The sequence below is a fragment of the Dechloromonas sp. A34 genome, assembly GCF_026261605.1.
Classification (GTDB): Bacteria; Pseudomonadota; Gammaproteobacteria; order Burkholderiales; family Rhodocyclaceae; genus Azonexus.
This window is the reverse complement of record NZ_CP102486.1, coordinates 882,591-907,743: the sequence shown is the minus strand read 5'-3', so window position 1 is coordinate 907,743 and position 25,153 is coordinate 882,591. Positions and strand designations below refer to the sequence as shown.

At 63.6% G+C, this 25,153-nt stretch carries 26 protein-coding genes and 1 pseudogene; 16 read left to right on the top strand and 11 right to left on the bottom strand.

Going from position 1 to position 25,153, the window contains the following annotated elements; genetic code table 11:
• The first annotated feature begins 76 nt into the window (after window positions 1-76).
• Window positions 77-277: a twin transmembrane helix small protein gene (locus NQE15_RS04535; RefSeq protein WP_265946935.1), complete on the top strand. Its 201-nt coding sequence runs from the start codon at window positions 77-79 to the stop codon at window positions 275-277.
• On the opposite strand, the gene NQE15_RS04530 is transcribed toward NQE15_RS04535, so the two are convergent.
• The 5 genes from NQE15_RS04530 to coxB are packed head-to-tail and all read right to left on the bottom strand — an operon-like array spanning window position 265 to window position 4,725.
• Window positions 265-1,137, bottom strand: coding sequence for a cytochrome c oxidase subunit 3 (locus tag NQE15_RS04530; protein ID WP_265946932.1), 873 nt, complete (start codon window positions 1,135-1,137; stop codon window positions 265-267). The genes NQE15_RS04535 and NQE15_RS04530 overlap by 13 nt on opposite strands.
• Entirely contained in the window at window positions 1,134-1,745 is a 612-nt protein-coding gene (locus tag NQE15_RS04525; protein ID WP_265946930.1) for a cytochrome c oxidase assembly protein, read from the bottom strand. Before NQE15_RS04525 ends, NQE15_RS04530 begins: the two co-directional genes overlap by 4 nt.
• Window positions 1,746-1,749: 4 nt before the next feature.
• Window positions 1,750-1,887, bottom strand: a complete 138-nt coding sequence (locus NQE15_RS04520) for a hypothetical protein (RefSeq protein WP_265946928.1) — start codon at window positions 1,885-1,887, stop codon at window positions 1,750-1,752.
• Window positions 1,884-3,488: a cytochrome c oxidase subunit I gene (gene ctaD / locus NQE15_RS04515; RefSeq protein ID WP_265946926.1), complete on the bottom strand. Its 1,605-nt coding sequence runs from the start codon at window positions 3,486-3,488 to the stop codon at window positions 1,884-1,886. The genes NQE15_RS04520 and ctaD overlap by 4 nt, the downstream gene beginning before the upstream one ends.
• Before the next feature lie 10 nt (window positions 3,489-3,498).
• A complete protein-coding gene (coxB, locus tag NQE15_RS04510; RefSeq protein ID WP_265946924.1) occupies window positions 3,499-4,725 on the bottom strand; it encodes a cytochrome c oxidase subunit II in 1,227 nt (408 codons plus the stop codon).
• A gap of 77 nt (window positions 4,726-4,802) precedes the next feature.
• On the opposite strand from coxB, the gene NQE15_RS04505 reads away from it, so the two are divergent.
• Window positions 4,803-5,381: an SCO family protein gene (locus NQE15_RS04505; RefSeq protein ID WP_265946922.1), complete on the top strand. Its 579-nt coding sequence runs from the start codon at window positions 4,803-4,805 to the stop codon at window positions 5,379-5,381.
• Window positions 5,382-5,399: 18 nt separating this feature from the next.
• Here the strand turns inward: NQE15_RS04505 and NQE15_RS04500 are convergent, their stop codons facing one another.
• Window positions 5,400-6,551 (bottom strand): GNAT family N-acetyltransferase, encoded by a 1,152-nt coding sequence (locus NQE15_RS04500; protein ID WP_265946920.1) that lies wholly within the window; start codon window positions 6,549-6,551, stop codon window positions 5,400-5,402.
• A 220-nt stretch (window positions 6,552-6,771) separates the two neighbouring features.
• Here NQE15_RS04500 and NQE15_RS04495 point away from each other — a divergent pair, with 220 nt between their 5' ends.
• Complete coding sequence (locus NQE15_RS04495) at window positions 6,772-7,023, top strand: hypothetical protein (protein WP_265946918.1); 252 nt, start codon at window positions 6,772-6,774, stop codon at window positions 7,021-7,023.
• A gap of 96 nt (window positions 7,024-7,119) precedes the next feature.
• Here the strand turns inward: NQE15_RS04495 and NQE15_RS04490 are convergent, their stop codons facing one another.
• Window positions 7,120-8,085: an AAA family ATPase gene (locus NQE15_RS04490; protein ID WP_265946915.1), complete on the bottom strand. Its 966-nt coding sequence runs from the start codon at window positions 8,083-8,085 to the stop codon at window positions 7,120-7,122.
• A 125-nt stretch (window positions 8,086-8,210) separates the two neighbouring features.
• Window positions 8,211-9,620 (bottom strand): cytochrome c oxidase accessory protein CcoG, encoded by a 1,410-nt coding sequence (gene ccoG / locus NQE15_RS04485; RefSeq protein WP_265946913.1) that lies wholly within the window; start codon window positions 9,618-9,620, stop codon window positions 8,211-8,213.
• A 102-nt stretch (window positions 9,621-9,722) separates the two neighbouring features.
• On the opposite strand from ccoG, the gene NQE15_RS04480 reads away from it, so the two are divergent.
• The 5 genes from NQE15_RS04480 (at window position 9,723) to NQE15_RS04460 (ending at window position 15,066) form a co-directional block, all read left to right on the top strand.
• A complete protein-coding gene (locus tag NQE15_RS04480; protein ID WP_265946911.1) occupies window positions 9,723-10,172 on the top strand; it encodes an Rrf2 family transcriptional regulator in 450 nt (149 codons plus the stop codon).
• A 74-nt stretch (window positions 10,173-10,246) separates the two neighbouring features.
• A complete protein-coding gene (nikR, locus tag NQE15_RS04475) occupies window positions 10,247-10,711 on the top strand; it encodes a nickel-responsive transcriptional regulator NikR (protein WP_265946909.1) in 465 nt (154 codons plus the stop codon).
• Window positions 10,686-12,032, top strand: coding sequence for a PAS domain-containing sensor histidine kinase (locus NQE15_RS04470; protein WP_265946907.1), 1,347 nt, complete (start codon window positions 10,686-10,688; stop codon window positions 12,030-12,032). Before nikR ends, NQE15_RS04470 begins: the two co-directional genes overlap by 26 nt.
• 115 nt (window positions 12,033-12,147) lie before the next feature.
• Entirely contained in the window at window positions 12,148-12,957 is an 810-nt protein-coding gene (locus NQE15_RS04465) for a nickel transporter (protein ID WP_265946905.1), read from the top strand.
• A 78-nt stretch (window positions 12,958-13,035) separates the two neighbouring features.
• The gene (locus NQE15_RS04460; RefSeq protein WP_265946903.1) at window positions 13,036-15,066 is read left to right on the top strand and encodes a TonB-dependent receptor; all 2,031 of its coding nucleotides are present in this window, start codon (window positions 13,036-13,038) and stop codon (window positions 15,064-15,066) included.
• A 9-nt stretch (window positions 15,067-15,075) separates the two neighbouring features.
• Here the strand turns inward: NQE15_RS04460 and NQE15_RS04455 are convergent, their stop codons facing one another.
• The gene (locus NQE15_RS04455; protein ID WP_265946901.1) at window positions 15,076-15,510 is read right to left on the bottom strand and encodes an MFS transporter; all 435 of its coding nucleotides are present in this window, start codon (window positions 15,508-15,510) and stop codon (window positions 15,076-15,078) included.
• A 14-nt stretch (window positions 15,511-15,524) separates the two neighbouring features.
• Window positions 15,525-16,322, bottom strand: coding sequence for an MFS transporter (locus NQE15_RS04450; protein WP_265946899.1), 798 nt, complete (start codon window positions 16,320-16,322; stop codon window positions 15,525-15,527).
• 195 nt (window positions 16,323-16,517) lie between these two features.
• Between NQE15_RS04450 and NQE15_RS04445 the strand changes: the two genes are divergently transcribed.
• Window positions 16,518-18,794 (top strand): NADP-dependent malic enzyme, encoded by a 2,277-nt coding sequence (locus NQE15_RS04445; protein ID WP_265946897.1) that lies wholly within the window; start codon window positions 16,518-16,520, stop codon window positions 18,792-18,794.
• A gap of 64 nt (window positions 18,795-18,858) precedes the next feature.
• Here the strand turns inward: NQE15_RS04445 and mpl are convergent, their stop codons facing one another.
• The gene (gene mpl, locus NQE15_RS04440; RefSeq protein ID WP_265946894.1) at window positions 18,859-20,205 is read right to left on the bottom strand and encodes a UDP-N-acetylmuramate:L-alanyl-gamma-D-glutamyl-meso-diaminopimelate ligase; all 1,347 of its coding nucleotides are present in this window, start codon (window positions 20,203-20,205) and stop codon (window positions 18,859-18,861) included.
• 50 nt (window positions 20,206-20,255) lie between these two features.
• On the opposite strand from mpl, the gene NQE15_RS04435 reads away from it, so the two are divergent.
• The 7 genes and pseudogenes from NQE15_RS04435 to NQE15_RS04410 all read left to right on the top strand — a co-directional run bounded on the left by NQE15_RS04435 (window position 20,256) and on the right by NQE15_RS04410 (window position 25,152).
• Window positions 20,256-20,846, top strand: a complete 591-nt coding sequence (locus NQE15_RS04435) for a hypothetical protein (RefSeq protein WP_265946892.1) — start codon at window positions 20,256-20,258, stop codon at window positions 20,844-20,846.
• Window positions 20,847-20,885: 39 nt separating this feature from the next.
• Complete coding sequence (aroQ, locus tag NQE15_RS04430; RefSeq protein WP_265946890.1) at window positions 20,886-21,365, top strand: type II 3-dehydroquinate dehydratase; 480 nt, start codon at window positions 20,886-20,888, stop codon at window positions 21,363-21,365.
• Between the two features lie 56 nt (window positions 21,366-21,421).
• On the top strand, window positions 21,422-21,865 hold the full coding sequence (accB, locus tag NQE15_RS04425; RefSeq protein WP_265946888.1) for an acetyl-CoA carboxylase biotin carboxyl carrier protein: 444 nt from the start codon (window positions 21,422-21,424) through the stop codon (window positions 21,863-21,865).
• Window positions 21,866-21,872: 7 nt separating this feature from the next.
• A complete protein-coding gene (gene accC / locus NQE15_RS04420; RefSeq protein ID WP_265946886.1) occupies window positions 21,873-23,231 on the top strand; it encodes an acetyl-CoA carboxylase biotin carboxylase subunit in 1,359 nt (452 codons plus the stop codon).
• Between the two features lie 3 nt (window positions 23,232-23,234).
• Entirely contained in the window at window positions 23,235-24,125 is an 891-nt protein-coding gene (gene prmA, locus NQE15_RS04415; RefSeq protein ID WP_265946884.1) for a 50S ribosomal protein L11 methyltransferase, read from the top strand.
• A pseudogene (locus NQE15_RS24005) lies at window positions 24,101-24,184 on the top strand (zinc-ribbon domain-containing protein); the annotation flags it as partial. The gene prmA and the pseudogene NQE15_RS24005, both read left to right, overlap by 25 nt.
• A 407-nt stretch (window positions 24,185-24,591) precedes the next feature.
• Window positions 24,592-25,152 carry a DUF3426 domain-containing protein gene (locus NQE15_RS04410; protein WP_265946882.1) on the top strand — a complete coding sequence of 187 codons (561 nt, stop codon included), beginning with the start codon at window positions 24,592-24,594 and terminating at the stop codon, window positions 25,150-25,152.
• Window position 25,153: the final 1 nt, after the last annotated feature.

Sequence of the window (25,153 nt, the reverse complement as noted above, 5' to 3'; positions counted from 1 at the left end):
TCGCCGGCTAGACCTTGCCTGCCGTCCCGGACGACGCGCATACTGCACCGACGAAAGCCTGTCGGGAGACTCGTCGATGCTCAGAGCGCTGGTGGTTTTGCTGTTGTTGGCCATAGTCGGCAGCCTGTTTTCCAGTCTCTTCTTTCTCTATCGGGATCGCGGCGACAGCCAGCGCACGGCAAAGATGCTGACTTGGCGCATCGGCCTGTCGATCGCACTGTTCCTGGTGCTGCTCGCCGGGTTCCGCTTCGGTCTCATTCCCGGCTATACCCAATAAACGAAGACGAAGAGCAGCAGCCAGACGACGTCCACGAAGTGCCAGTACCAGGCCACCGCCTCGAAGGCGAAGTGGCGCTCGGCATCGAAATGGCCGCGCAGGCTGCGCAGCAGGATGACCGCCAGCATGATCGTGCCCAGGGTCACGTGAAAGCCGTGAAAACCGGTCAGCATGAAGAAGGTCGCGCCATAGGCGCCGGCCCCCATGGTCAGACCGAGCTCGCTGTAGGCATGGTGATATTCGTAGGCCTGGAAGCCGAGGAAGAGGCTGCCGAGCAGGACCGTCGCGGCCAGCCCGAGCGTCAGCTGGCGGCGGTTGTTGCGCAGCATGCCCCAGTGCGCCCAGGTCAGCGTAGCCCCGGAACTGAGCAGCAGGGCGGTATTCAGCGCCGGGATGCCCCACGCCCCCATCGGCGTGAAGGCCGGGCCTTGCGGCCCGGCACTCGGCCAGGTGCCGGAAAACTCCGGCCACAGGCTGGTGCCATGGGCGCCGACCATGCCGCCCAAGTCGGGCACCGAGATGACCCGGACGTAGAACAGGGAGGCGAAGAAGGCGGCGAAGAACATCACTTCGGTGGCGATGAACCAGACCATGCCGTAGCGGAAGGAGCGATCCTCCCACTCGCGGTAGGCGCCGCCCTGCGATTCGCCGATCACCCGCCCGAACCAGCCGAACAGCACGTAGAGGATGACCGCCGTGCCGCCGAGCATGATCCACTTGCCGAAGGCTGCCCCGTTGATCATGGCGATGAAGCCGAGGGCGAGCAGGAACATGCCGCCGGAGAGGATCACCGGGTAGAGGCTGGGTTGCGGCACGAAATACTCTTCCTGCATGGCAACTTGGGCGCTGTTTGTTTTCATGGGGCCTCCCCGCTCCGGGTCAGTGTCTGGCGTTGTCCGTCGACGCCGAAAAAGGCGTAGGACAGAGTGATCTGGCTGATGTCGCGATCGACTTCCGGTTTGACGATAAAAGCCAGCGGCAATTCCATCGACTCACCCGGCCCCAGCGTCTGCTGCGAAAAACAGAAGCACTCGATCTTCTCGAAATGCTGTGCGGCCTGGCCGGGCGAGACGCTGGGCACGGCCTGGCCGGTAATCCGCCGGTCCGAGGTATTGCGCACCAGGTAGCTGACCTGCTGCAGTTCGCCCGGATGCACCTCCAGGCTCAGGGTCAGCGGTCGCATGTCCCAGGGCAGGCCGGGCATCACGGTGCCGGTGAATTCGACGCGGATGCGGCGCCCGACATCAACTTTCGCGGCCGGGGCGGCCGCCGTCTTCAGGCCGCCGACGCCGAAACCGTTGAGAATCTTGCCCTGGCCTGCCGTCTTGCCGTTGAAGCCGGTCGCCTCGCACAGCACGTTGTAGAGCGGAACCAGCGCGAAGGCAAAGGCGAAGGCGCCGGCCACCATCAGCAGCAGCCGGCCGATCAGGCGCTTGTGGCTGGCAGGAGGTGGCGCGGCCTGGTCCATGATCTCAGCGCTTGATGAACAGCCCGATCAGGTAGAGCGCCAGCACGACGATGCCGAGCACCCAGCCGAGCCGCCGGGAAGCGGCGCGGCGGCGTTCGAGGTCGGGGTCGGAGAAGGCCGGGGCCATGGGCTCCTCGCTCACTTGATCAGGGGCTGGGTTTCCCAGCTATGGTGCGGCGGCGGCGAGGCGAGTTCCCATTCCAGCCCTTCCGCCCCCTCCCAGACTTGGTTCTCGACCTTTGGGCCGCCCCTGACACAACACCAGATGTTCCAGGCAAAGAGCAACTGGCTGATACCGAGGACGAAGGCGCCCAAGGTCGAGATCGCATTGAATTCGGCGAATTGCAGCGCGTAGTCCGGAATGCGCCGCGGCATGCCGGCCAGGCCGAGGAAAAATTGGGGAATGAAGGTCAGGTTGAAGGAAACCACGGTCAGCCAGAAATGCAGCTTGCCGAGTTTCTCGTTGTACATGTGGCCGGTCCATTTGGGCAGCCAGTAATAGACGCCGGTCATCACGCCCATGATGCCGCCGGCGAACAGCGCGTAATGGAAGTGGGCGACGACGAAATAGCTGTGGTGGTACTGGGCGTCGGCCGCGACGTCGGCGAGGATCAGCCCGGTCAGCCCGGCGATGCCGAAGAGGACGATAAAGCCGACGGCGAACAGCATCGGCGTCTCGAAGCTCATCGAGCCCTTCCACATGGTGGCGATCCAGCAAAAGAAGAGCACGGCCAGCGGCAGGGAAATGGCCATGGTGCTGAACATGAAGTAGATCAGCGCCGGCACCGGCATGCCGGCGGTGAAGAAGTGGTGGGCCCAGACCACGACCGAGAGCAGGCCGATGGCAATGAAGCTGTAGACCTGCGCCTTGTAGCCGTAGGCCGGCTTGCGCGAGAAGGTCGACAGCACGTGCGGCATCAGGCCCCAAACCGGCAGCAGCAGGATGTACACCTCGGGGTGGCCGAAGAACCAGAACAGGTGCTGGAAGAGGATGGGGTCGCCGCCGCCCGCGGCATCGAAGAAGTGGGTGCCGAAATGGCGGTCGGTGAGCAGCATGGTCACCGCGCCGGCCAGCACCGGCAAGGTGGCGATCAGCAGGAAGGCGGTGATCAGCCAGCCCCAGGCGAAGAGCGGCAGCTTCATCATGGTCATGCCCGGCGCCCGCATGTTGAAGATGGTGACGATGATGTTGATCGAGCCCATGATCGACGAGATGCCGAGGATGTGTACGGCGAGGATGGCGAAATCGACGCCCATGCCGCCCTGCACCGAGAGCGGCGCGTAGAAGGTCCAGCCGGTGGCGATGGCGCCGTCGCCGATGCCGAACAGGGCCAGGGTGAACGGCAACGTCAGCAGGATGGCGGCCGGCGGCAGCAGCCAGAAGCCCCAGTTGTTGAGCCGCGGCAGGGCCATGTCGGGGGCGCCGATCATCAGCGGCAGCATCCAGTTGGCGAAGCCGGTGGCGGCCGGCATCAGCGCCGCGAAAATCATCACCAGCGCGTGCACCCCGATCAGCTGGTTGAAGAACTCGGGCTGCATCAGCTGCAGGCCGGGCGAGAACAGTTCGGCGCGCACGGCGAGGATCATCAGGCCACCGACGAAGAACATCAGCAGCGAGAAGGTCAGGTACATCGTGCCGATGTCCTTGTGATTGGTCGTCGTCAGCCAGCGCAGCAAACCCGTCGGATGATGCCCGACGGCGTGGGCGGCGTGTTCGGCGGAATCGGTGCTGGCTGTACTCATCGCTCGCCTCCTAGCGCAGGGACTTGATCTGGGCGGGCTGGATCATGTCGCCCTTGTGGTTGCCGAAACTGTTGCGTTCGTAGGTGATCACCGCCGCCAGCTCGACATCGGACAGCGTATTGCGGAAGGCCTGCATGGCGGTGCCGGCCTTGCCGTTGAGCACCCGGTCAACGTGGCTGTCTTGGATGATCTTGCCGTTGGCGTCGAGCAGCGGCCCACTGACGATCTTGCTGCCGGCCAGCGCCGGGAAAGCCGGCGGCAGACCCTGGCCTTCGGCCTGGTGGCAGGCAACGCAGTGTTTCTCGTAGGCCACCTTGCCTTCGGCGACCAGTTCGTCGCGGCTCCACGTCCGGTCGGCGCCGCCTGCCGCCGCCTTGGCCGCAAGCTTCTGCTCCTCGAGCCAGGCCAGATACTCGGGCTCGGGAACTGCCTGGACGACCACCGGCATGAAGCCGTGATCCTTGCCGCACAGTTCGGCGCATTGGCCACGATAGATGCCAGGTTTTTCGATCAGTACCCAGGTTTCGCGCAGGAAGCCGGGCACGGCATCGCGTTTGACGCCGAACTGCGGCACCCACCAGGTGTGGATGACATCGGTCGAGGTCAGCAGGATGCGCACCTTCTTGCCGACCGGCAGCACCACAGGCTTGTCGACCTCGAGCAGATAGTGCTCGCCCTTGGCTTCGGCATTGGCAATCTGCTCGCGCGGCGTGGACATGGTGCTGATGAACTTGACCCCGGCCTCCGGGTATTCGTACTGCCACTTCCACTGCATGCCGGTGACCTTGAGCACCATGTCGGCCTTGGTCTGGGTATCTTCCATGTTGATGATCGCCTGCACCGCCGGGACGCCCATCAGCACGAAGTCGATGAAGAGCAGGATGGCGAAGGGGATCAGCGACCAGAACCACTGCAGCGCTCCGCGCGGTCCGGCAAATTTGGCCGGCTGGTGGCCGACGCTTTTCCGGTGCTTGATCATCGAGTAGATCATGATCGCGAACACCACCACGAACAGCACGGTGATGATCAGCATGAACTCGTTGTGGATATGCAGCGTTTCGCGGGCGATCGGCGTCACCGGCTCAGGGAAGTTGAACTTGTATTCGGCGCTGGCAGCGCCCGGGAGCAACAGGGTCAGTGCGGAATGGCGCAGGCCGGGCAATCGGGCACGTAAACGGGCATGAAAGCCCGAGGCCGCGTGCTTCGTTGCCGGAGTAATAAGCGTACGACTCGCCATCCTGTTCCCTCCCCTTGTGAGAACCGCCCCAAGCCTGAGAATCGATGTTCCTGAAATAGTTCAGAAAAATTATTCCAATGTCCCGCCGCCGCTTTCTCGCCCTCGCCTGTACCCTGCTTGCCGCCTGCGGTCGGGAGCCGGTGGCCTTCCGCAATACCGACCTGACCGGCGCCACTTTCGGCCGCGAACTGACCTTGAGCGATCACCATGGCCAGTTGCGCTCGCTGGCGGACTTCCGCGGCAAGGCGGTCGTCATTTTTTTCGGCTACACCTCCTGTCCCGACATCTGCCCGACCACGCTGGCCCGGCTGGCCTCGGTGATGCAGAGCCTGGGCGATGACGCCGGGCGGGTCCAGGTGCTGTTCGTCACCCTCGACCCGGAACGGGACAGTACCGAACGGCTGAAGACTTTCGTTCCCTGGTTCCACCCCTCTTTCCTCGGCCTGCGCGGCGATGCCGGGCAGATCAAGGCGGTGACCGATGAATTCCGCGTCTTCAGCGCTCGCAAGGAGGTCGGCGGCGAGCTGGGCTACGTCCTTGACCACTCGTCGGGCGCCTATGTCTTCGACCCGGACGGCCGCTTGCGGCTCTACGTCAAGGATACGGCCAGCGTCGAGGATGTTGCCGCCGATCTCCGCCAGCTGTTGCGCGGCTGAGGGGCAGGCGGGCCGCCGTCAGCCGGCCGGGCGGAATGGCAGGTGGGTCGCGGCTTCGTCGGCGTAGGCGATGACATGCGCCTGCTGGCGCGCTAGATGCTGGCCGATCAGTTGACGCATCCGCTCATCGGCGATCCAGTGGCAGGAATGGACGATGGTCGGCCCGAAGCCGCGCGCCACCTTGTGCTCGCCGCCGGCGCCGGGCTCGAAGGTCGCGAGGCCGTGCTCCAGACAATAAGCGATGCCCTGATACATGCAGAGCTCGAAGTGCAGGCCGGGGTAATTGCCGGCGCAGCCCCAGTAGCGGCCGTACAAGGTGTCGGCACTGCGAAAACAGATCGCGATCGCCACCGGATCGTCGGCTTGCCGGGCGATGAAGAGCACCATGCGCCGCCCCAGCGCCGCCGCCAGATCGGCAAAGCAGGCCGGCGAGAAGGCGGCATGGTTGCCGTACTTGTCGAAGGTCGACGCATACAGCCGATGGAGCCGCGGCCATTCGGCCGGGTCGACTTCGTCGCCATGGCGGACCTCGATGCGGAGTCCGCTGTCCGCAACCTTGCGCCGTTCCGCTTTGACCTTGCGCCGCTTTTCCGACGGGAAGGCCGCCAGGTACTGGTCAAAATCGCCGTAACCCCGGTTCCGCCAATGGAACTGCACATCATGGCTGACCAGCAGTCCGTGGGCGGCGAACAGGTCGACATCGGCGGCCGCCGGCAGGGCAACGTGCCATGACGAAAGCTGCCGTGCCGCGACTTCGGCCTTGACTGCTTCGATCAGGCGCTGCCGGACCAGGCCGGCCGGGTCGCCATCGCCGACCAGCAGGCGCGGGCCGGCGGCCGGCGTGTGCGGCACGCCACTCAGCAGTTTGGGAAAATAGTGCTTCCCGAGTTGTTGGTAGGCCGCAGCCCACGACCAGTCGCGGACAAAATCGCCATGCGAATTGGCCTTCAGGTAGCCAGGCAGGATGCCGACGACGCACCCGTCGCCATCCCTGGCCAGCCAGTGTCGGGCCTGCCAGCCGTTGGCTGGCCCGGCGGTCTGATGACCTTCGAGGATGGCGAAAAAGTCGGCATTGAGAAACGGATGACCCGCCGGCGCCAGGCGCTCCCAGTCGGTACGCGCTATTTCTGGCGAGAGGGCTGCAGCGGCAACAGAGATGGCGGGTATCACGACAGGCCTTGGGGGAAAGATCATCAGACGGGATTTGGTTCCGGCCAGCTCGATCGATATGTCATATCCGTATAATATCGAGTGATGCCGGGCAAGCGCTCGACTATAGTAAAGCCTGTGTTCTCTGATCGCCCGTTCAAAATTTTCGTAACAAGTGTGCAATAGACCACAGGCAATCTGACGAGCATCGCGGTAACTTATGCAGCCAGGAGGTGTTGCCATGACAACTTGTGCAACGGTAGCTTTTTTCAAGAATGAATTCGTTGCGACCTTGAGTGATGGTCGCCATATCGAGCAGTCGGATTTGCATGCCATGGCCGCCTTGCTGGCGCATGCCGGGGTGCAGGCCAGCGCAGTCCAGTTTGAATGGCACGCCGGTCAGCGCATGATCACCGCGGGTCAGCAAGTTGCCCTTTGCGCCGAATTGCGGCGCCTCAAGCAGGATCCCGGATCGGTCGCGATTGCCGCTTGACTATTGAATTACGTGGTCAGCCCCGAGGCTGACAACATTGCTCAGGGAGGGCAACGAAACCCCGGCGCGGCGCCAGCCCCGCCGGGGTTTCCATTTTCAGAAGCCGATTTTCCGGCTACGCCCCATCCGGCTGACCTCGAAATCGCGTGCTTCAAGATAGTTCCGTCCTTCCAGCTTGGCGGTGCCGAAGGCGGCCATCAGCCGCTTCTTCATATCGCGCGGCGGCAATGAGCCGAGGCGTTCGAGCACCGCTTCGTCGGCTTCGGGCGGAAAGCCCCAGTCGTGCTGGCCGACGATGTCGCGGTAGAGCGCGGCGGCGATGCTGATCGCTGCATCGTGGTCGGGGCGCGGCACCTCGTAGACATTCATGCGGTTCAGGATCGGCTCGGGAATCGAGCGTTCGTCGTTGGCCGTGGTCACCCACAGGATGTGCGAGGCGTCGATGTCGATGTCGATGAACTCGTCCTTGAAAGCGCGCGCCGTATCTTTCTCGAGCAGGCTGTAGAGCGAGCCCATCGGGTCGTAGCGCGAATCGCCACCAGCCTTGTCGACTTCGTCGAGCACCACAATGGGGTTGGCGTAGTCGCCATGCACCAAAGTGTGCGCCACTTTGCCCGGCTTGGCGTTGCTCCACTGCGACGAGGCGCCGGACAGCACCCAGCCGGCGGTCAGCGAACTCATCGAGATGAATTCATGGCCGGTACCAAGCTGAGCCGCCAGTTCGCGGGCGAAATGGGTCTTGCCGATGCCCGGTTCGCCGAGCAGCAGGATGGGCGTGAAGCTCATCGGCTCGTTGCCGGCCACCGACAGGGCGATGTATTTCTTCAGGTCGTCGATGACTTCCCCGAAGTTGGGGCAGCTATCGTAGAGGTCGTCGATCATGTCGGCCCCGTTCGGACGGACCAGGAAACGCCCGCCGCCGCGCTGCTTCATCTTTTCGTAGTAGCTGGCCAGGGCTTCGTTGCGGTTGCCCGCCGCGTCCTCCATGGCGCGCTCGATGTCGCCCACGTGGTAGATGGTGCGCTCTTCAGCGACCGAGAGTCGGATGTCGTGGTGTGCCATGATGACTTCCTCCTTGACCTGCATGAGTCCTTAACGGATCTCGAATGCAAAAGGTTGATAGCAGCAGTACGACACCAACCAAGCATTTCTCGTTCCAGAATTCGGCAGCTCACAGGAGGAAGCGATCAGGGCATCCAGAAAGTCGCCTTGTGTTCGACCCGGGTCATTGGGTTGTCCTGATCGACGATCGCAAAGGTAATCGGGTGCGAACCGCTGGCGACGCTGCCCGGATCGACCCGGACGTTGAGCGAGATGTCCTGCATTGCCGCCCCTTCCACGCTGGCCGTGCTCGCGCCATGCAGGCGGATGCCGGGGATGCCGGCAACCACGACGCGGAAGGTCCGTGGCTGCTCGCTGGCATTGGTCAGGTGCATCTGGAAGCTGTTCTCGATAGCGCCGTCGTCGCTTTCGCGAAAGAGCACGGTGCGATCCTTCTGGACGCCGACCTTGAGCGGCACCTTGGTGGCCAACGACCAGGCGGTGACGCCGCTGAGTGTCAGGAATGCGACAAGGTAGACCAGAACGCGGAAGCGCATGGCACGCCGAATGATCTCCGGCCGCTGGTAGTGGTTTTCGACGGCATTCTCGGTGGAGTAGCGGATCAGGCCGCGCGGGTAGCTCATCTTGTCCATGACCTGGTCGCAGGCATCGATGCAGGCGGCACAGCCGATACATTCGAGCTGCAGGCCGTCGCGGATGTCGATGCCGGTCGGGCAGACCTGGACGCAGATGCCGCAGTCGATGCAGTCGCCGAGACCGGCCGCACGGTGATCGGCCATCTTCTTCGGGCGGCTGCCGCGCGGGTCGCCGCGTTCGGTGTCGTAGGCGATGATCAGGGTGTCGCGGTCGAACATCACGAACTGGAACTGGGCGTAGGGGCAGATGTACTTGCACATGTGCTCGCGCAGGAAGCCCGCCATGCCGTAGGTCGCAAAGCCGTAGAACAGCACCCAGAAGATTTCCCAGGCGCCGATGGTGCCGAGGCCGATGCTGGCAAGCAGGTCGCGGATCGGCGTGAAGTAGCCGACGAAGGTCAGGCCGGTCCACATTGAAATCAGCAGCCAGATGCCATGCTTCAGGGTTTTCTTGCCCAGCTTGCGCGGCGAGTTGGGCGCGGCATCGAGCTTGATGCGCTGCGGACGGTCGCCTTCGATCAGCTTTTCCACCCACAGGAAGATCTCGGTATAGACCGTCTGCGGGCAGGCATAGCCGCACCACAGGCGCCCGGCGACGGCGGTGAACAGAAACAGCGCCAGCGCCGAAAGCAGCAGCAACAGGGTCAGATAGATTGCATCTTGCGGCCAGAGGACGAGATCGAAGAAATAGACGCGCCGCTGTTCTAGATCGAAGAGGACCGCCTGGCGGTCATTCCAGGGCAGCCAGCAGAGCCCGTAATAGACGATCTGGGTCAGCCAGACAAAAATGACCCGCCAGCTCTGGAAGCGGCCGCTGATCGAGCGCGGATAGACTTTGGCGTTGGGATCGGTCACCGGTTTGATCTCGATGACCCGCTTCGCTGGGGATTGTTTTACCATGACGCCGTTGGGGTCTTTCGCCGTGCCTTGTTAAGATGTATATTTTGTGCAGCTTATGGTATCAATGAATCTCCATCCAACGCAATCCTGGGAATTTGTCTGATGCGACTGAGCAGCTTTTCCGATTACAGCCTGCGCGTACTGATGTACCTCGGCGTCCATGCCGGGCGCCTGGCGACGATTGCCGAGATCGGCGGCGCTTATGGCATTTCGGTCAATCACCTGACCAAGGTCGTGCATCAGCTCGGCCGCCTCGGCTACGTCGAGACCGTGCGCGGCAAGGGCGGCGGCATCCGGCTCGGCAAACCGGCCGCGCAAATTCCGCTCGGCGAAGTGATTCGCCAGACGGAAACCGACTGGGCGCTGGTCGAGTGCTTTTCCACCGGCGCCAGTTGCCAGATTCATGCCGCCTGTCGCCTGCCGCCGATTCTCGATGAGGCTCTGGCCGCGATGTTCAAGGTGCTCGACAGCTACACGCTGGCAGATCTGTTGCAGAGCCCCGGCGACCTGACAAAAATGATTCCCGTGCGCCGGGCGGCGCAGACGGCCTGAACGTCACTGCCAGCGGTTGCACGCCGCCGCGAATGGCGGCATTGTGGCAGGCGTTTTCGCAAGGAGCCGGATCGATGGAACGCTTTACCATTTCACTGGACGAATCGCTGGCCCGGCAGTTCGACGAACTGATCGCGGCCCGCGGCTACAGCAACCGCTCGGAGGCGGTGCGCGACCTGATCCGCGGGGCGATCGAGGGCGACCGCCAGCGCGATCCGCCGGCCGGCCATTGCGTCGCCAATCTCTCCTATGTTTACAACCACCACGAACGTGAACTGGCCGAGCGCCTGACCGGCCTGCAACACGACCACCACGACCTGACGGTGGCCGCCATGCACAGCCACCTCGATCACGAAAATTGTCTGGAATCGGTGATCCTCAAGGGCTCGACCGCCGACGTCCGGCAATTTGCCAATACCCTGATCGCCGAGCGCGGCGTTCGCCACGGCAAGCTCAACGTGATCGCCCTCGAAGCCGAGCGCCACCATGCCCACGACGAACATGGCGAAGCCCATGTCCACTACCGTCCCGCCCGCTAACAGCCCGCTCGGGGCGACCGCCGACGGCCTCGGCGAGCAGGCCTGGATCGAGGTCATCCAGAAGATGGACGAGGTCTACAACGACCTCCTCCAGTACGAAGTAGCGCTCGAGGAGAAGAACGCCGCGCTTGAGGATTCGCACCAGTTCATCGAGAGCGTGCTGGCCTCGATGTCGGACATCCTGATCGTCTGCGACCGCAACGGGAATATCGAGGAAGTAAACACCTCGCTCTGCCATTTCTCCGGCCAGGAAGCCAAGGCGCTCGAAAAGACCCCAGTCTTCGACCTGTTTGCCGACGATGTCGAACGTGCCAAGGCGCGCGAGGTCTTCGCCCGCTTCGGCCGCGAAGGTGTGCATGACTGCGAATTCTTCCTGCGTGCCGGCGACGGCTCGACGGTGCCGGTGTCGATGAATTGCACACCCCGTCTGTCGCCGACCGGCAAGCTGATGGGCATGGTGGTCACCGGCCGCCCGGTCGGCGAACTCCGCCGCGCCTACTCGGCGCTGCGCCAGGCGCACGACGACCTGAAGCGCACGCAAAGCCAGCTGCTGCACGCCGAAAAGATGGTCTCGCTGGGTCGCCTGGTGGCCGGCGTCGCCCACGAATTGAACAATCCGATCAGCTTCGTGCTCGGCAACGTACTGTCGCTGAAGCGCTATGCGCAACGCCTCGAGGGCTATCTCAACACCGTGCATGCCAGCGATGCCGCCGACGACGCCGCGCTCAAGGCCATGCGCGATGATCTGCGCATCGACCGCATCGTCGCCGACATGCCGCACCTGATCGACGGCATGATCGAGGGCGCCGAGCGGACGCGCGACATCGTCGATGCCCTGAAACGCTTCTCGGCGGTAGACAAGATGACGCCCGAGCAGGTCAGCCTGAACGAGGTGGTCGAACGCTCGGTGCGCTGGGTAGTGCAAAGTGCCGCCGCGCGTTTCGCGGTCGACGTCGATCTGCCGCCCGGTCTGGTGTGCACCGGCTCTTCCGGCCAGTTGCAGCAGGTGGTGATGAACCTCGTGCAGAACGCCTGCGATGCGACGCTCAATCAACCCGTGGCCAAGCTGAAAATTTCCGGCAGCGTCGATCAGGGCATGGTCTGCCTGCATTTTATCGACAGCGGGCCGGGCATCCCGGCCGCGCATCTGAGCCGCCTGTTCGAGCCTTTCTTCACCACCAAGCCGGTCGGGCAAGGCACCGGCCTCGGTCTGTCGATCAGCTACGGCATCGTCGAACGCCATGGCGGCAAGCTGGAAGCGGCCAATCTGCCGGGCGGCGGAGCGGAATTCATTCTTTCACTGCCGGTGGAAAGCCGCTAATCACTTTCCACCTGTTGGCGGCGCCGCCGATTACCGGAAAGCAATGCGAACAATGACTTATTGTCTTGGCACGCAACTTGTATGAAGATTATCCAAACATTCATACAGGTCGCCCATGGAAACGCTGCCCACTGACTGGCTGTCGCTGCTGATCCTGACTTTCGTGCTCGGTATGAAGCACGGTTTCGACGCCGACCACCTGGCGACCATCGACGGTTTGACCCGCTACAACGCCCGCTGCCGCCCGGCCCTGGCACGCTACTGCGGCACCCTGTTCTCGCTTGGCCACGGCGCCGTGGTGATGGCGATTGCGCTGGGCGTTTCGGCGATCGCCGGGCAGTGGGAAGTACCGGCCTGGTTCGGAACGCTCGGCGCGGTGATTTCCATCGCCTTCCTGCTCGCCCTCGGCAGCCTGAATCTGGCCGCCGTGCTGCGCGCCGGCCCGGATGAAATAGTCCAGCCGGTCGGCCTCAAGGGCCGCCTGCTCGGCAACCTGCGCCACGTCTCGCACCCGGCGCTGGTCGCCGTGGTCGGCGCCCTCTTCGCCCTGTCCTTCGACACCCTCTCCCAGGCCGCCTTCTTCGCGCTGACCGCCACCCAGTTCGGCGGTTGGGAACATGCCCTGATCCTCGCCCTGCTCTTCATGCTCGGCATGTTGCTGACCGACGGCATCAACGGCCTGTGGATCGCCCGCCTGATCGCCCGCGCCGATCAGGTGGCACTGGTCGCCTCCCGCGTCATGGGCCTGGTCGTCTCCGGGATCAGCCTGCTGGTCGCCGCCTTCGGCGCCGCCAAGCTGCTGTCGCCGGCGGTCGATGCCTGGAGCGAGGGCAAGGAACTGCTTTTCGGCTTTACGCTGGTGGCGATCATCGCCCTCAGTTTCGTCGCCGCACTGCGCCTGACGCGCCGGCCGGCGCTGGCGTAGAACCTTCAAGCAGAAAGATAGCCGGGCAATCGGCTTTTTTTGACGATGCGCGTAAGAACAAAACTATTTAGTTCATACATGCTGGTGGTCGCGGCCAGCGCCCTGGCCCACGATGTGGTCGAACTGTCGACCGTCGAAGTCCGCGCCCAGGCGGAAAACCTCGAAGGCATCGCCACCGCCGGTAGCGAGGGCGTCGTCTCCAGCCAGCGGCTGGCGGCGGTGCCCCTCCTGCGTCCCGGCGAGGCGCTGGAAATGGTGCCCGGCCTGATCGTCACCCAGCACGCCGGCGACGGCAAGGCCAACCAGTACTTCCTGCGCGGCTTCAATCTCGACCACGGCACCGATTTCGCGACCTGGGTCGGGGGTGTGCCCGTGAACATGCCAAGCCATGCCCATGGCCAGGGCTATACCGACCTCAATTTCCTGATTCCCGAACTGGTCGACCGCATCACTTACCGCAAGGGGCCGTACTACGCCGAGGAGGGCGATTTCTCGTCGGCCGGTACGGCCCACATTGACTACTTCCGCAAGCTCGACGGCACATTGGCCGAGTTGACACTGGGCCAGCGCGGCTACGCCCGCAGCCTGCTCGCTGCTTCGCCGGTGCTCGGCGGGGGCAAGCTGCTCTATGGCCTGGAGGTGTTTCACAACGACGGCCCCTGGCAGGTCGATGAGAACTATCGCAAGCTGAACGGTGTCCTGCGCTACAGCCAGGGGACGCGCTACGACGGCTGGTCGGTGACCGGCATGGCCTACCGCGGACGATGGACCTCGACCGACCAGATCGCCCAGCGCGCCATCGACAACGGTTCCGTCGACCGCTTTGGTACGCTCGATCCGACGACCGGCGGCCAGACCTTCCGCTACAGCCTGGCCGGCGAGTGGACCCAACGCGGCGACCATAGCCAGAGCAAGGCCAGCATCTGGTGGCTGCGCTCTGGTCTCGACCTGTGGTCTAACTTTCAGTATTGCCTGAACGACTTCGCGACTAACGGCAACTGCGCCCGCGGCGACCAGTTCAAACAGAGCGAACGCCGGCAGGCCAGCGGTTTTGCACTGGCCCAGACCATCTACGGCCACTGGGGAGGATTCGAGGTCGCCAATACCGTCGGCCTGCAGGGGCGCATTGATCGCCTGAGCCCGGTCGGACTTTACGCCACCAGTTGGCGCGACACGCTGGCCACCGTGCGCGAGGACAAGGTGAGCCAGCGCAGCCTGGCGCTCTGGGCGCAGAATGAAATCCGCTGGACCTCGTGGTTGCGTTCGATCCAAGGCCTGCGCGGCGACGCCTACGATTTCACGGTCGACTCCAGCCTCGCCACCAATTCCGGCAGTGCCGGCGACCAGATGCTGACACCCAAGCTATCCCTGGTCTTCAGCCCCTGGCAGAGCACTGAGCTCTACCTCAACTACGGCCACGGCTTTCACTCCAACGACGCGCGGGGCACGACGATCACCCGCGCCCCGGGCAGCGGCGCCGTCGTCGACCGGGTCAAGCCGCTAGTCCGCACCAAGGGCCAAGAAATCGGCCTGCGCTCGGAAATCCTGCCCGGCTGGCAGTCGACGCTTGCCCTCTGGCAACTCGACGCCGCTTCCGAGCTGCTCTTCGTCGGCGATGCCGGCACCACCGAGCCTTCGCGCCCATCCCGTCGCCGAGGGGTCGAATGGACCAATTTCCATGCCCTGAACGACTGGCTGGCGCTGGACGCCGATCTCGCCTGGTCGCATGCCCGCTTCCGCAACGCCGATCCAGCCGGCAAGCACATTCCCGGCGCCGTCGCCGCGACGGCCAATCTCGGCCTCAGCGTCGACCGCCTCGGCCCCTGGTTCGGCGCCCTGCGCCTGCGCTACTTCGGGCCGCGGCCGCTGATCAAGGACAATTCGGTTCGTTCGCCAGCCTCGGCCCTGACCAATCTGCGCCTGGGCTATCGTTTGAGCCCGCAAACCCAACTGGCACTGGATGTTTACAACCTGTTCGACCGCAGGGTGAATGACATCGAATACTGGTACGAATCGCAGCTGACCAGCGAGAGTTCACCGGTCTCTGACCGCCACGTCCATCCGACCGAACCGCGCAGCCTGCGGCTCAGCCTTTCACACCGCTTCTGAACGGGGCGATCAACGCCGATCTTCAACGGTCAGTGTGCGCAGCAGGCGCCAGCTCAGGTAGGGTCCGACCAGGGCGACCAGCCCGAGACCCGTCCACGCCAGGCCCCAGGAAACCACTGGCGCATTCCCCGGCAAATCGAGCAAGAGGCCGAACAGCCAGGGGCTGAGCGCCCCCATGCCGAAGCCGAGGATGGAGCGCAGGGCATAGGCAGTGGCCAGATGCTGCTGCGGCACCCGCTCGGTCAGTGCCGCCGAATAGATCGCCGAATCGCCGACTGCGGAGAAATTGAAGAGGGCGGCGAGTACCACGAGAATCCACAGCGGCGCCGGCAGCAACCAGCCGAACAACAGCGAACAGGCGATGCTGAGCAGCGACAGGGCGAGAATGACCCGGCTGCGCCCCCAGCGATCGGACCACACACCGCCGGCCAGGCTACCCGCCATGCTGACCAGATGGGTCAGCGCCGCCAGGGCCGCCCGGCCAGCGCGCCACTGCCCGGCCAGGCCCCATCGCCGTGCTGGCTGGCCGCCACGCTGAGGAAGGCCGGCAGCCAGGCCCACATGCCGAGCAGTTCCCAAGCATGAAAGGTATAGCCGAGGATCACGAAACGGGCCGGCCGGTTCCGCCATAGCCAGCATAGCGAAGCCCAGGATGCCACCGGCCCGCGGTCGGCCGCCGGGATCAGCACATTCTCGCTGCGCCGCAAGGTCCAGGTCGCGACCGCCAGGCCGAGTAGTGCCGCCACTGCGGCCAGCAGAAAGCCGGCCGTGATACCCCAGCCAGCTATGTGCAGCGCCAGGCCGGCGGCACCGGGCAGACCCAGCGCATAGCCGAGCGAGGCCGCTGCAATATAGGCACCCATCGCCCGGCCCCGGCTGGTGCTGTGGAAACGCTCGGCGATCAGGGTCAGTCCCGGCACATAGGAGCCGCCGGCGCAGAGGCCGGCCAAGCCGTAAAGCAGAAAGGCGGACTCGAAGTCATGGGCGCCCAGCGCAAAGAGCAAGGCAGTGGCACAGGCCGCATAGCCCATGCCGAGAAAGGTGCGCTTGGCACCAAAGCGCCCGGCCAGCAGGCTGGCGACGACCAGTGAAACGATATAGCCGCCATGCCAGGCCGATTGCACCGAGCCAGCCTGCGCGGCCGACATCCCCCAGTCCGGACGCAGCACGGGAATCAGGGCGGCATAGACGGTATTGATGACAGCAAAGCCCATCCGCGACAGGCAGAGCAGCAATAACCAGCGTCCGTCGTTCATCCTGCGCGGCCTCATCGTTTGATGGCCGCTATCGTGACAGTCTGCCCCTTGCGATTCAATGGATTTCTGGTTGGTGCCCGGCACGACGGACGGCCTCCCGGCAGCCCGCCAAGCCCTGTCTATGCTTTGCCGCCGATAAAGCTTTGGAGTACCCTACGGGGTTTTCCCTAACAGACAAAACCCCCAGGAGAACCCGTGGAAAAGGATCTGCGCGAAGCCGCCCTCGAATACCATCGCTGGCCAACCCCCGGCAAAATTTCGGTCCGCCCGACCAAGGGCCTGACCAACCAGCGCGACCTCGCCCTGGCCTACTCGCCCGGCGTCGCCGCCGCCTGCGACCTGATCGTCGAAGATCCGGCCATGGCCGCCGAAATGACCTCGCGTGCCAACCTGGTCGGCGTCATCACCAACGGCACTGCCGTGCTCGGCCTCGGCAACATCGGCCCGCTCGCCGCCAAGCCGGTCATGGAAGGCAAGGGCTGCCTGTTCAAGAAGTTCGCCGGCATCGACGTCTTCGACATCGAACTAGCCGAGAACGACCCGGACAAGCTGATCGACATGATCGCCGCCATGGAGCCGACGCTCGGCGGCATCAACCTCGAGGACATCAAGGCCCCGGAGTGCTTCTACATCGAGCAGAAGCTCAAGGAGCGGATGAACATCCCGGTCTTCCACGACGACCAGCACGGCACCGCGATCATTTCCGGCGCCGCCATGCTCAACGGCCTGAAGGTCGTCGACAAGAAGATCGACGAGGTCAAGGTCGTCGTCTCCGGCGCCGGCGCAGCCGCCATTTCATGCGTTAACCTGTGGTGCGATCTCGGCGTCAAGCGCGAGAACATCACCATTTGCGACTCCAAGGGAGTCATCTACGTCGGTCGCCCGGGCAGCATGGACGAGACCAAGGCCCGCTATGCCCAGAACACCGACAAGCGGACGCTGGCCGATGCCATGGTTGGCGCCGATATTTTCCTCGGCCTGTCGGCCGCTGGCGTGGTCAAACAGGACATGGTCAAGAGCATGGCCGAGAAGCCAATGGTCTTCGCTCTGGCCAACCCGACCCCGGAAATCATGCCCGAACTGGTCAAGGAAGTCCGCCCGGACGCCATCATTGCCACCGGCCGTTCCGACTATGTGAACCAGGTCAACAACGTGCTGTGCTTCCCCTTCATCTTCCGCGGCGCCCTCGATGTCGGCGCGACGCGCATCACCGAAGAAATGAAGATGGCCAGCGTGCGCGCCATCGCCGAACTGGCTGAAGCCGAAGTCACCGACGAAGTGGCCATGGCCTATCCGGGTGCCGATCTGTCTTTCGGACCGGAATACCTGATTCCAAAACCGTTCGACCCGCGCCTGATCGTCAAGATCGCCCCGGCCGTCGCCCAGGCCGCCATGGACTCCGGCGTCGCCACCCGACCGATCACCGACTGGGCCGCCTACCGCGCCAAGTTGTCCGAGTTCGTCTATCACACCGGCGTCGGCATGCGCGCCATCTTCCAGGCCGCCCGCCAGGCCAAGGGCAAGCGCATCATCTTCGCCGAGGGCGAGGACGAGCGCGTGCTGCGCGCCGCCCAGGTCGTGATCGAGGAAAAGTTCGCCCGCCCGACCCTGATCGGCCGCCCGGCAGTGATCGAGCATCGACTGGAAAAGGCCAACCTGCGGATTCGTCCGGGTGCCGATTTCGACATCGTCAATCCGGAATCCGACGAGCGCTATCGCGAATGCTGGACCGCCTATCACAAGCTGATGGCGCGCCGCGGTGTAACGCCGGCTATAGCCAAGGAAAACATGCGCCGCAAACCAACGCTGATCGGCGCCATGCTGCTCAAGCTCGGTTACGCCGACGGCATGATTTGCGGCATGACCGGCCAGTTCAGCCACCACTTGGGCGTAATCAGCCAGGTCATCGGCAAGCGCCCCGGGGTCAGCACACTGGCCGCGATGAACTACCTGATGCTGCCGGGCCGCTCACTGTTCATCTGCGACACGCATGTAAACGAGAACCCGACCGCTGAGGAAATCGCCGAAATGACGCTGATGGCCGCCGAGCAGGTCAAGCGTTTCGGCAGCCATCCGAAGGTTGCGCTGCTCTCGCATTCGAACTTCGGTTCCGGCAGTTCCGAGTCGGCCCGCAAGATGAGCGCCGCCGCCGGCCTGGTTTCCGCGATGTCGGCCGGCGAACTGGAAGTCGATGGCGAAATGCATGGCGATGCCGCACTGCACGAAGGCATCCGCCGCGAAGCCAACCCGGACTCCGCCCTCAAGGGCGAAGCCAATCTGCTGGTGATGCCCAACATCGACGCCGCCAACATTTCCTACAACCTGCTCAAGATGACCGGTGGCGAAGGCGTCACCATCGGCCCCATCTTACTCGGTGCCGCCCGCCCGGTACATGTCCTGACCTCGACGGCGACCGTGCGCCGCCTGGTCAACATGACAGCGCTGGCCGTGGTCGAGTCGATGGAACGCTAAGCCGGTATTGGCCAAGCAAAAACGGCTGCCTCACGAGGCAGCCGTTTTTATTGGTGGCGCGGGCTTATTGAGCGAGCGCGGCCAGCAATTTGCCGTGGATACCGCCGAAACCGCCGTTGCTCATCACCAGCACGTGGTCTCCGGTGCGGGCATTGGCCACGATCTTGGCGACAAGTTCGTCTAGATTGTCGCCAACGACCGCTTTTTCGCCCATCGGCGCCAGCGCCTCCCGGGCATCCCAACCGAGATTGGCCGAGTAGCAGAAGGCGGTATCGACCTCGGCCAGGCTGGCCGGAAGCTGGCTTTTCATGGTGCCCAGCTTCATCGTGTTCGAACGCGGTTCGAGCACCGCCAGGATGCGCGCCGCGCCGACCTTGCGGCGCAAGCCGGCCACCGTGGTGGCGATCGCCGTCGGATGATGGGCAAAATCGTCGTACACCGTGACGCCGCGGACTTCGCCACGCACCTCCATCCGCCGCTTGACGTTGACGAAGCGGGCGAGCGCCTCCAGCCCCTTGTCCAGCGGCACGCCGACATGGCGGGCAGCCAGCAGGGCCGCGCAGGCATTGGCCCGGTTATGCTCACCGGACAAGGCCCAGCTGGCACGCCCGATCTCGCCCTGAGCCCCATGCAGCACCAGTTCGCCACTGGCGTCGTCACCGCCGACCCGATAGCCGGCCGGGTCGTTGAAACGTTCGACCGGCGTCCAGCAACCGCGTTGCAGCACGCGCTCCAGGCTGGCTTCGCCGGCATTGGAGACGATCAGCCCGGACGCCGGCAGGGTACGCACCAGATGATGGAATTGCGTCTCGATGGCACCCAGATCAGCGAAGATGTCGGCGTGATCGAATTCCAGGTTATTCAGCACCACGGTCCGCGGCTTGTAATGAACGAACTTGGAGCGCTTGTCGCAGAAGGCTGTATCGTATTCATCGGCCTCGATGACGAAGAATGGAGTGCCGCCCAGCCGCGCCGAGACCCCGAAATTCAGGGGCACGCCGCCGATCAGGAAGCCCGGTTGCATGTTTGCGTCTTCCAGTATCCAGGCCAGCATCGAAGCCGTCGTCGTCTTGCCGTGAGTGCCGGCCACGCCGAGCACCCAGCGCCCCTGCAGAACATGCTCGGCCAGCCACTGCGGCCCCGAAACGTAGGCCAGCCCCTGGTCGAGAATGGCTTCGAGCAAGGGATTTCCACGCGAGATGGCATTGCCGACCACGAAGACATCGGGTTTCAGCGCCAGCTGGCCGATCTCGAAGCCTTCGATCAAATCGACCCCGGCAGCCCACAACTGGTCGCTCATCGGCGGATAGACGTTGGCATCGCACCCCGTGACCTTGTGACCGGAAGCAACCGCAAGTTGCGCAACGCCACCCATGAAGGTGCCGCAGATACCCAGAATATGAATGTGCATGTCACATAGACCCGTTAGAATGGGGGCGATTTTACCCTGATCGAGCCCCCATGCCCCGCCATGAACGGCCCCGCCCGAGCGCCAGCGCCCGGGCCAGCATTGCCAGCGCCGCTGCCCGCCTGATGGCGGAAGACGGCATCACCGACTATCACCTCGCCAAACGCAAGGCCGCCCGCCAGCTCGGACTGACCGAGCATGTCGCCCTGCCCGACAACGCCGAAGTCGAAGCCGAGCTGCGCGCCTACCGGACTCTCTACCAAGGCGAGGAGCACGTCGAGATGCTGGCCGCCATGCGCCACTCGGCGCTCGATCTGCTGAAACTGCTGGCCGACTTCAACCCCTACCTGACCGGTTCGGTGCTCGATGGTACCGCCGGCGAGCATTCGCACATCGACATCCTGCTGTTTGCCGACAGCGCCAAGGAGGTCGAGATTTTCCTGCTCAATCGCGGCATCGACATCGAGCATGTCGAACCGCGCAACGAACGGGTCGAGGCGGTGCTGGTCATGGAAACCGATACAGTCGATGCAAACCTTGTTATCATGCCGCCGCATCTTGAAAGGGTGAGCCTGAAGCATCGCGACGGGCGGCCGCGCGAGCGCATCCGAGCCGATGCCCTACAGGCCTTGATTTCGGAATAGACTAGACAACGTGCTGCGATTTGCGGCAAACTTGCTGCTATGACGAAGCGAAAAACAGCTTCCAAGCCGGTCGAAAAGGCTCGCATCCTGGTGGTGCATGGCCCGAATCTGAACCTGCTTGGCACCCGAGAACCCGAACATTACGGTCGAATGACCTTGGCGGACATCAACATGGCGTTGGCCCGCATGGCCGAAAACGTCGGTGTTGATCTCGAGGCCTTCCAGAGCAACCACGAAGGTGCGCTGATCGAGCGCATTCACGCCGCTCGCGAACAGGGTGTGCGCGCGATCATCATCAATCCGGCGGCCTACACGCATACCAGCGTGGCCTTGCGCGATGCCCTGGCGGCAGTGGCGATTCCCTTTGTCGAAGTGCATCTCTCCAATGTGCATGCCCGGGAGCCTTTCCGGCAGCACTCCTACTTTTCCGACCTGGCCATCGGCGTCATCTGCGGACTGGGTCACGAGGGCTATCGGCTGGCCCTTGAATACCTGCTTAACAAACTCAATATTGAATAGTCCGGCTTCGGCCGGGCGCTTGCGCCTCTGCGGTGCAATACAGAAGGGAGTCATCCATGGATTTGCGTAAACTCAAGAAACTCATCGACCTCGTACAGGAATCCGGCATTTCGGAACTGGAAGTCACCGAAGGCGAAGAAAAAGTACGCATCGCCAAGCATTACGGCACGGTCGCTGCGCCGCAGCAGTATTACGCTGCGCCGCCCCCGATGCCCGCTGCCGCACCGTCGGTTTCGGCGGTCGATCTCGACGACGAACTACCGGAAGGCCATGTCGTCAAATCGCCGATGGTCGGCACCTTCTACCGTTCGCCATCGCCGGGCGCCGAAGCCTTCGTGCAGATCGGTCAGTCCGTCAAGCAAGGCGAAACCCTGTGCATCATCGAAGCCATGAAGCTGCTCAACGAGATCGAGGCCGACGCTTCCGGCGTGGTCAAGGCCATCCTGCTCGACAATGGCGAACCGGTCGAGTTTGGCGAACCGCTATTTGTGATTGGCTAATATGGCCATGTTCGAAAAGGTTCTAATCGCGAATCGCGGCGAGATCGCCCTGCGCATTCAGCGCGCCTGCCGCGAACTTGGCATCAAGACCGTGGTAGTGCACTCCGAGGCCGACCGCGAGGCAAAATACGTCAAGCTGGCCGACGAGTCGGTCTGCATCGGTCCGGCATCATCGACGCTGAGCTACCTGAACGTCCCGGCGATCATTTCGGCCGCGGAAGTCACCGATGCCCAGGCCATTCACCCGGGCTACGGTTTCCTTTCCGAAAACGCCGACTTCGCCGAGCGTGTCGAGACTTCCGGTTTCGTCTTCATCGGTCCGCGCGCCGAAACCATTCGCCTGATGGGCGACAAGGTATCGGCCAAGAACGCGATGAAGGAAGCCATGGTGCCCTGCGTCCCAGGTTCGGAAGGCGAATTGCCGGAAGATCCGAAGGAAATCGTCAAAATCGCGCGCGCCGTCGGCTACCCGGTGATCATCAAGGCGGCCGGCGGCGGTGGTGGCCGCGGCATGCGTGTCGTGCATACCGAAGCCGCGTTGGTCAATGCCGTGGCGATGACCCGCCAGGAAGCCGGAAGCTTCTTCGGCAATCCGGCGGTCTACATGGAGAAATATCTGGAAAATCCGCGCCATGTGGAAATCCAGGTCATGGCCGACGAATACAAGAACGCGATTTATCTCGGCGAGCGCGACTGCTCGATGCAGCGTCGCCACCAGAAAGTCATCGAAGAGGCGCCGGCCCCGCATATTCCGGCCCGCCTGATCAACCGGATCGGCGAACGCTGTGCCGAAGCCTGTCGCAAGATCGGTTACCGTGGCGCTGGCACGTTCGAGTTCCTCTACGAAAACAACGAGTTCTATTTCATCGAAATGAACACCCGCGTTCAGGTCGAGCATCCGGTTACCGAAATGATCACCGGGGTCGATATCGTCCAGGAGCAGATTCGCGTCGCTGCCGGCGAGAAGCTGCGCTACAAGCAGAAGGACATCGTTTTCCGCGGCCATGCCATCGAATGCCGCATCAACGCTGAAGATCCCTTCACGTTCGTGCCCTGTCCCGGCAAGATCGATTTCTACCACCCGCCCGGCGGCCCCGGCATCCGTGTCGACTCGCACATCTATCAGGGCTACACCGTGCCGTCGCACTACGACTCGATGGTCGCCAAGGTCATCGCCTACGGCGATACCCGCGAACAGGCCATCCGCCGCATGCGCATCGCGCTGTCCGAGATGAGCGTTCAGGGCATTAAGACCAATATCCCGCTCCACCAGGAACTGATGCAGGATGCCCGTTTCGTCGAGGGCGGCACCAGTATTCACTACCTCGAACAAAAGCTCGCCGACAAGGGCGAAGTGAAGCGCTAAGCGATGAGTTGGCAAAGTGTCAGCTTCCTGACCGATGTAGCGCACGCCGAACCGCTGTGCGATGCCTTGCTCGAAGCCGGGGCCCTCTCGGCCTCGATCGAGGATGCCGATGCCGGCACGCCGGACGAGCAACCGCAGTTCGGCGAGCCGGGTTCGGTCAATTCACCGGGGTGGACGCATTCGCGCGTCGTCACCCTGCTCGAACCCGATGCCGATGCGGCAGCTCTGCTGGGCGCCGCGGCGGCAGCCATCGGCCTCGGCGAGACGCCGGTCTTTACCATTGATCAAGTCGCGGAACAAAATTGGGTGCAACTGACCCAGTCGCAATTCGATCCGATCCGCGTTTCCGAACGGCTGTGGATCGTGCCGTCCTGGCACGAATCGCCCGACCCCTCGGCCGTCAATTTGATTCTCGACCCCGGCATGGCCTTTGGCACTGGCTCGCACCCGACCACCCGCCTCTGTCTCGAGTGGCTGGAACGCAACGTTTCCGCTGACTGCACGGTACTCGATTACGGCTGTGGCTCGGGCATTCTGGCGATTGCCGCGGCGCGCCTGGGAGCCGGCCGAGTGGCTGGCGTCGACATCGACCCCCTGGCGGTCGACGCGGCGCGCGCCAATGCCGAGCGCAATGGCGTCAGCGCGCTGTTTGCCGACTCGGCAGAGCCGGTCGCCGGCGAGTATGATGTTGTCGTGGCCAACATCCTCTCCAATCCGCTCCGTGTTCTTGCTCCCGCCATTTGCGCCCACGTGCGCTCCGGCGGACGTCTCGCGCTGTCCGGCATCCTGCGTGAGCAGGCCGAGGAAATCATTGGCATTTACGCTCAGTGGTTGCCCCTCCAGGTGGCCGACGTGCGCGAGGACTGGGTATGCCTAGCCGGGTCCAAGCCCTGATGCGGACACGATGCCCGGACTGTGGCACGATCTTTCGTGTCACGTCCGAGCAGCTGCGCCTGAAGGCTGGCAAGGTCCGTTGCGGTCAGTGTTCGCGCATTTTCAATGCCTTTGACGAATTCCTGCCGGAGGGGCTCACACCGACCGAGCATGAGACCGCCGAAGCAGTTGAAGTCAAGCTTGCATCCGAACCGGTCAGGCAACTAATAGCCGACGATCCCAGCCGCGCCGACGACAGCCCAACACTCGCTTCGCCCCCTGCTGAAGTCGTTGATCCACCCGTCGAACAATTTGAATCCGCGCCGCTCGAAACAGCCACCGAGGCAACGCTGCACGAGGCCCACGACGAGACCGTCGCCGAATCCGTGCCGGAGACCGAGGCCACCGAGGCCACACCCGAAGCAGCTATCGAAAGCCCCCTGAAACACTCGAGGAGTCGACCCTCGCCGCACGCGAAGCCGGCCTGGTGGCCGCCCGCGAATTCAGTGATACGCCGGGCTACAACCGCTGGGCGGCGGGAACGCTGGCTGCCGCCGGCCCCGGCGGCTTTGCCGGCGAATCGCCCAGGCATGCCGTGTGGCCCTTTGTCCTGGTCGCCACCTTGCTGCTTTTGGCCCTCTCCGGCCAACTGCTCTATTACTTCCGGAGCGAGGTCGTACTACGCCTGCCGGATGCGGCCAGACTGTTCGAGTTGGCCGCCATCGATATCCCCATGCCACGCAATGTCGACCTGGTGGCCATCGACACCTCCGACCTGCAATCCGATAACGCCCGCGGCCTGTTCGTTTTGAATGCGACGCTGCACAACCGGGCAAACTACGCCCAAGCTTGGCCTGCCCTGGAACTGACCCTGACCGACACCAGCGATACCGTGGTCTCGCGCCGGGTAATGAACGCCACCGACTACCTGCCACCGGCGATCAGTCCGGAGGCTTTCCCGGCCAACGGCGAAGTCGCCGTTCGCCTGTGGATCGAAGCCCGCGACATCGGCGCCGCCGGCTACCGACTTTACATTTTCTATCCCTGAC

What these genes read in the sequence shown, in the direction of transcription:
- NQE15_RS04535 (WP_265946935.1), top strand. Translation starts at nt 77, where the DNA reads ATGCTCAGAGCGCTGGTGGTTTTGCTGTTGTTGGCCATAGTCGGCAGC.
- NQE15_RS04530 (WP_265946932.1), bottom strand. Translation starts at nt 1,137, where the DNA reads ATGAAAACAAACAGCGCCCAAGTTGCCATGCAGGAAGAGTATTTCGTG.
- NQE15_RS04525 (WP_265946930.1), bottom strand. Translation starts at nt 1,745, where the DNA reads ATGGACCAGGCCGCGCCACCTCCTGCCAGCCACAAGCGCCTGATCGGC.
- ctaD (WP_265946926.1), bottom strand. Translation starts at nt 3,488, where the DNA reads ATGAGTACAGCCAGCACCGATTCCGCCGAACACGCCGCCCACGCCGTC.
- coxB (WP_265946924.1), bottom strand. Translation starts at nt 4,725, where the DNA reads ATGGCGAGTCGTACGCTTATTACTCCGGCAACGAAGCACGCGGCCTCG.
- NQE15_RS04505 (WP_265946922.1), top strand. Translation starts at nt 4,803, where the DNA reads ATGTCCCGCCGCCGCTTTCTCGCCCTCGCCTGTACCCTGCTTGCCGCC.
- NQE15_RS04495 (WP_265946918.1), top strand. Translation starts at nt 6,772, where the DNA reads ATGACAACTTGTGCAACGGTAGCTTTTTTCAAGAATGAATTCGTTGCG.
- NQE15_RS04490 (WP_265946915.1), bottom strand. Translation starts at nt 8,085, where the DNA reads ATGGCACACCACGACATCCGACTCTCGGTCGCTGAAGAGCGCACCATC.
- ccoG (WP_265946913.1), bottom strand. Translation starts at nt 9,620, where the DNA reads ATGGTAAAACAATCCCCAGCGAAGCGGGTCATCGAGATCAAACCGGTG.
- NQE15_RS04480 (WP_265946911.1), top strand. Translation starts at nt 9,723, where the DNA reads ATGCGACTGAGCAGCTTTTCCGATTACAGCCTGCGCGTACTGATGTAC.
- nikR (WP_265946909.1), top strand. Translation starts at nt 10,247, where the DNA reads ATGGAACGCTTTACCATTTCACTGGACGAATCGCTGGCCCGGCAGTTC.
- NQE15_RS04470 (WP_265946907.1), top strand. Translation starts at nt 10,686, where the DNA reads ATGTCCACTACCGTCCCGCCCGCTAACAGCCCGCTCGGGGCGACCGCC.
- NQE15_RS04465 (WP_265946905.1), top strand. Translation starts at nt 12,148, where the DNA reads ATGGAAACGCTGCCCACTGACTGGCTGTCGCTGCTGATCCTGACTTTC.
- NQE15_RS04460 (WP_265946903.1), top strand. Translation starts at nt 13,036, where the DNA reads ATGCTGGTGGTCGCGGCCAGCGCCCTGGCCCACGATGTGGTCGAACTG.
- NQE15_RS04455 (WP_265946901.1), bottom strand. Translation starts at nt 15,510, where the DNA reads ATGGCGGGTAGCCTGGCCGGCGGTGTGTGGTCCGATCGCTGGGGGCGC.
- NQE15_RS04450 (WP_265946899.1), bottom strand. Translation starts at nt 16,322, where the DNA reads ATGAACGACGGACGCTGGTTATTGCTGCTCTGCCTGTCGCGGATGGGC.
- mpl (WP_265946894.1), bottom strand. Translation starts at nt 20,205, where the DNA reads ATGCACATTCATATTCTGGGTATCTGCGGCACCTTCATGGGTGGCGTT.
- NQE15_RS04435 (WP_265946892.1), top strand. Translation starts at nt 20,256, where the DNA reads ATGCCCCGCCATGAACGGCCCCGCCCGAGCGCCAGCGCCCGGGCCAGC.
- aroQ (WP_265946890.1), top strand. Translation starts at nt 20,886, where the DNA reads ATGACGAAGCGAAAAACAGCTTCCAAGCCGGTCGAAAAGGCTCGCATC.
- accB (WP_265946888.1), top strand. Translation starts at nt 21,422, where the DNA reads ATGGATTTGCGTAAACTCAAGAAACTCATCGACCTCGTACAGGAATCC.
- accC (WP_265946886.1), top strand. Translation starts at nt 21,873, where the DNA reads ATGTTCGAAAAGGTTCTAATCGCGAATCGCGGCGAGATCGCCCTGCGC.
- prmA (WP_265946884.1), top strand. Translation starts at nt 23,235, where the DNA reads ATGAGTTGGCAAAGTGTCAGCTTCCTGACCGATGTAGCGCACGCCGAA.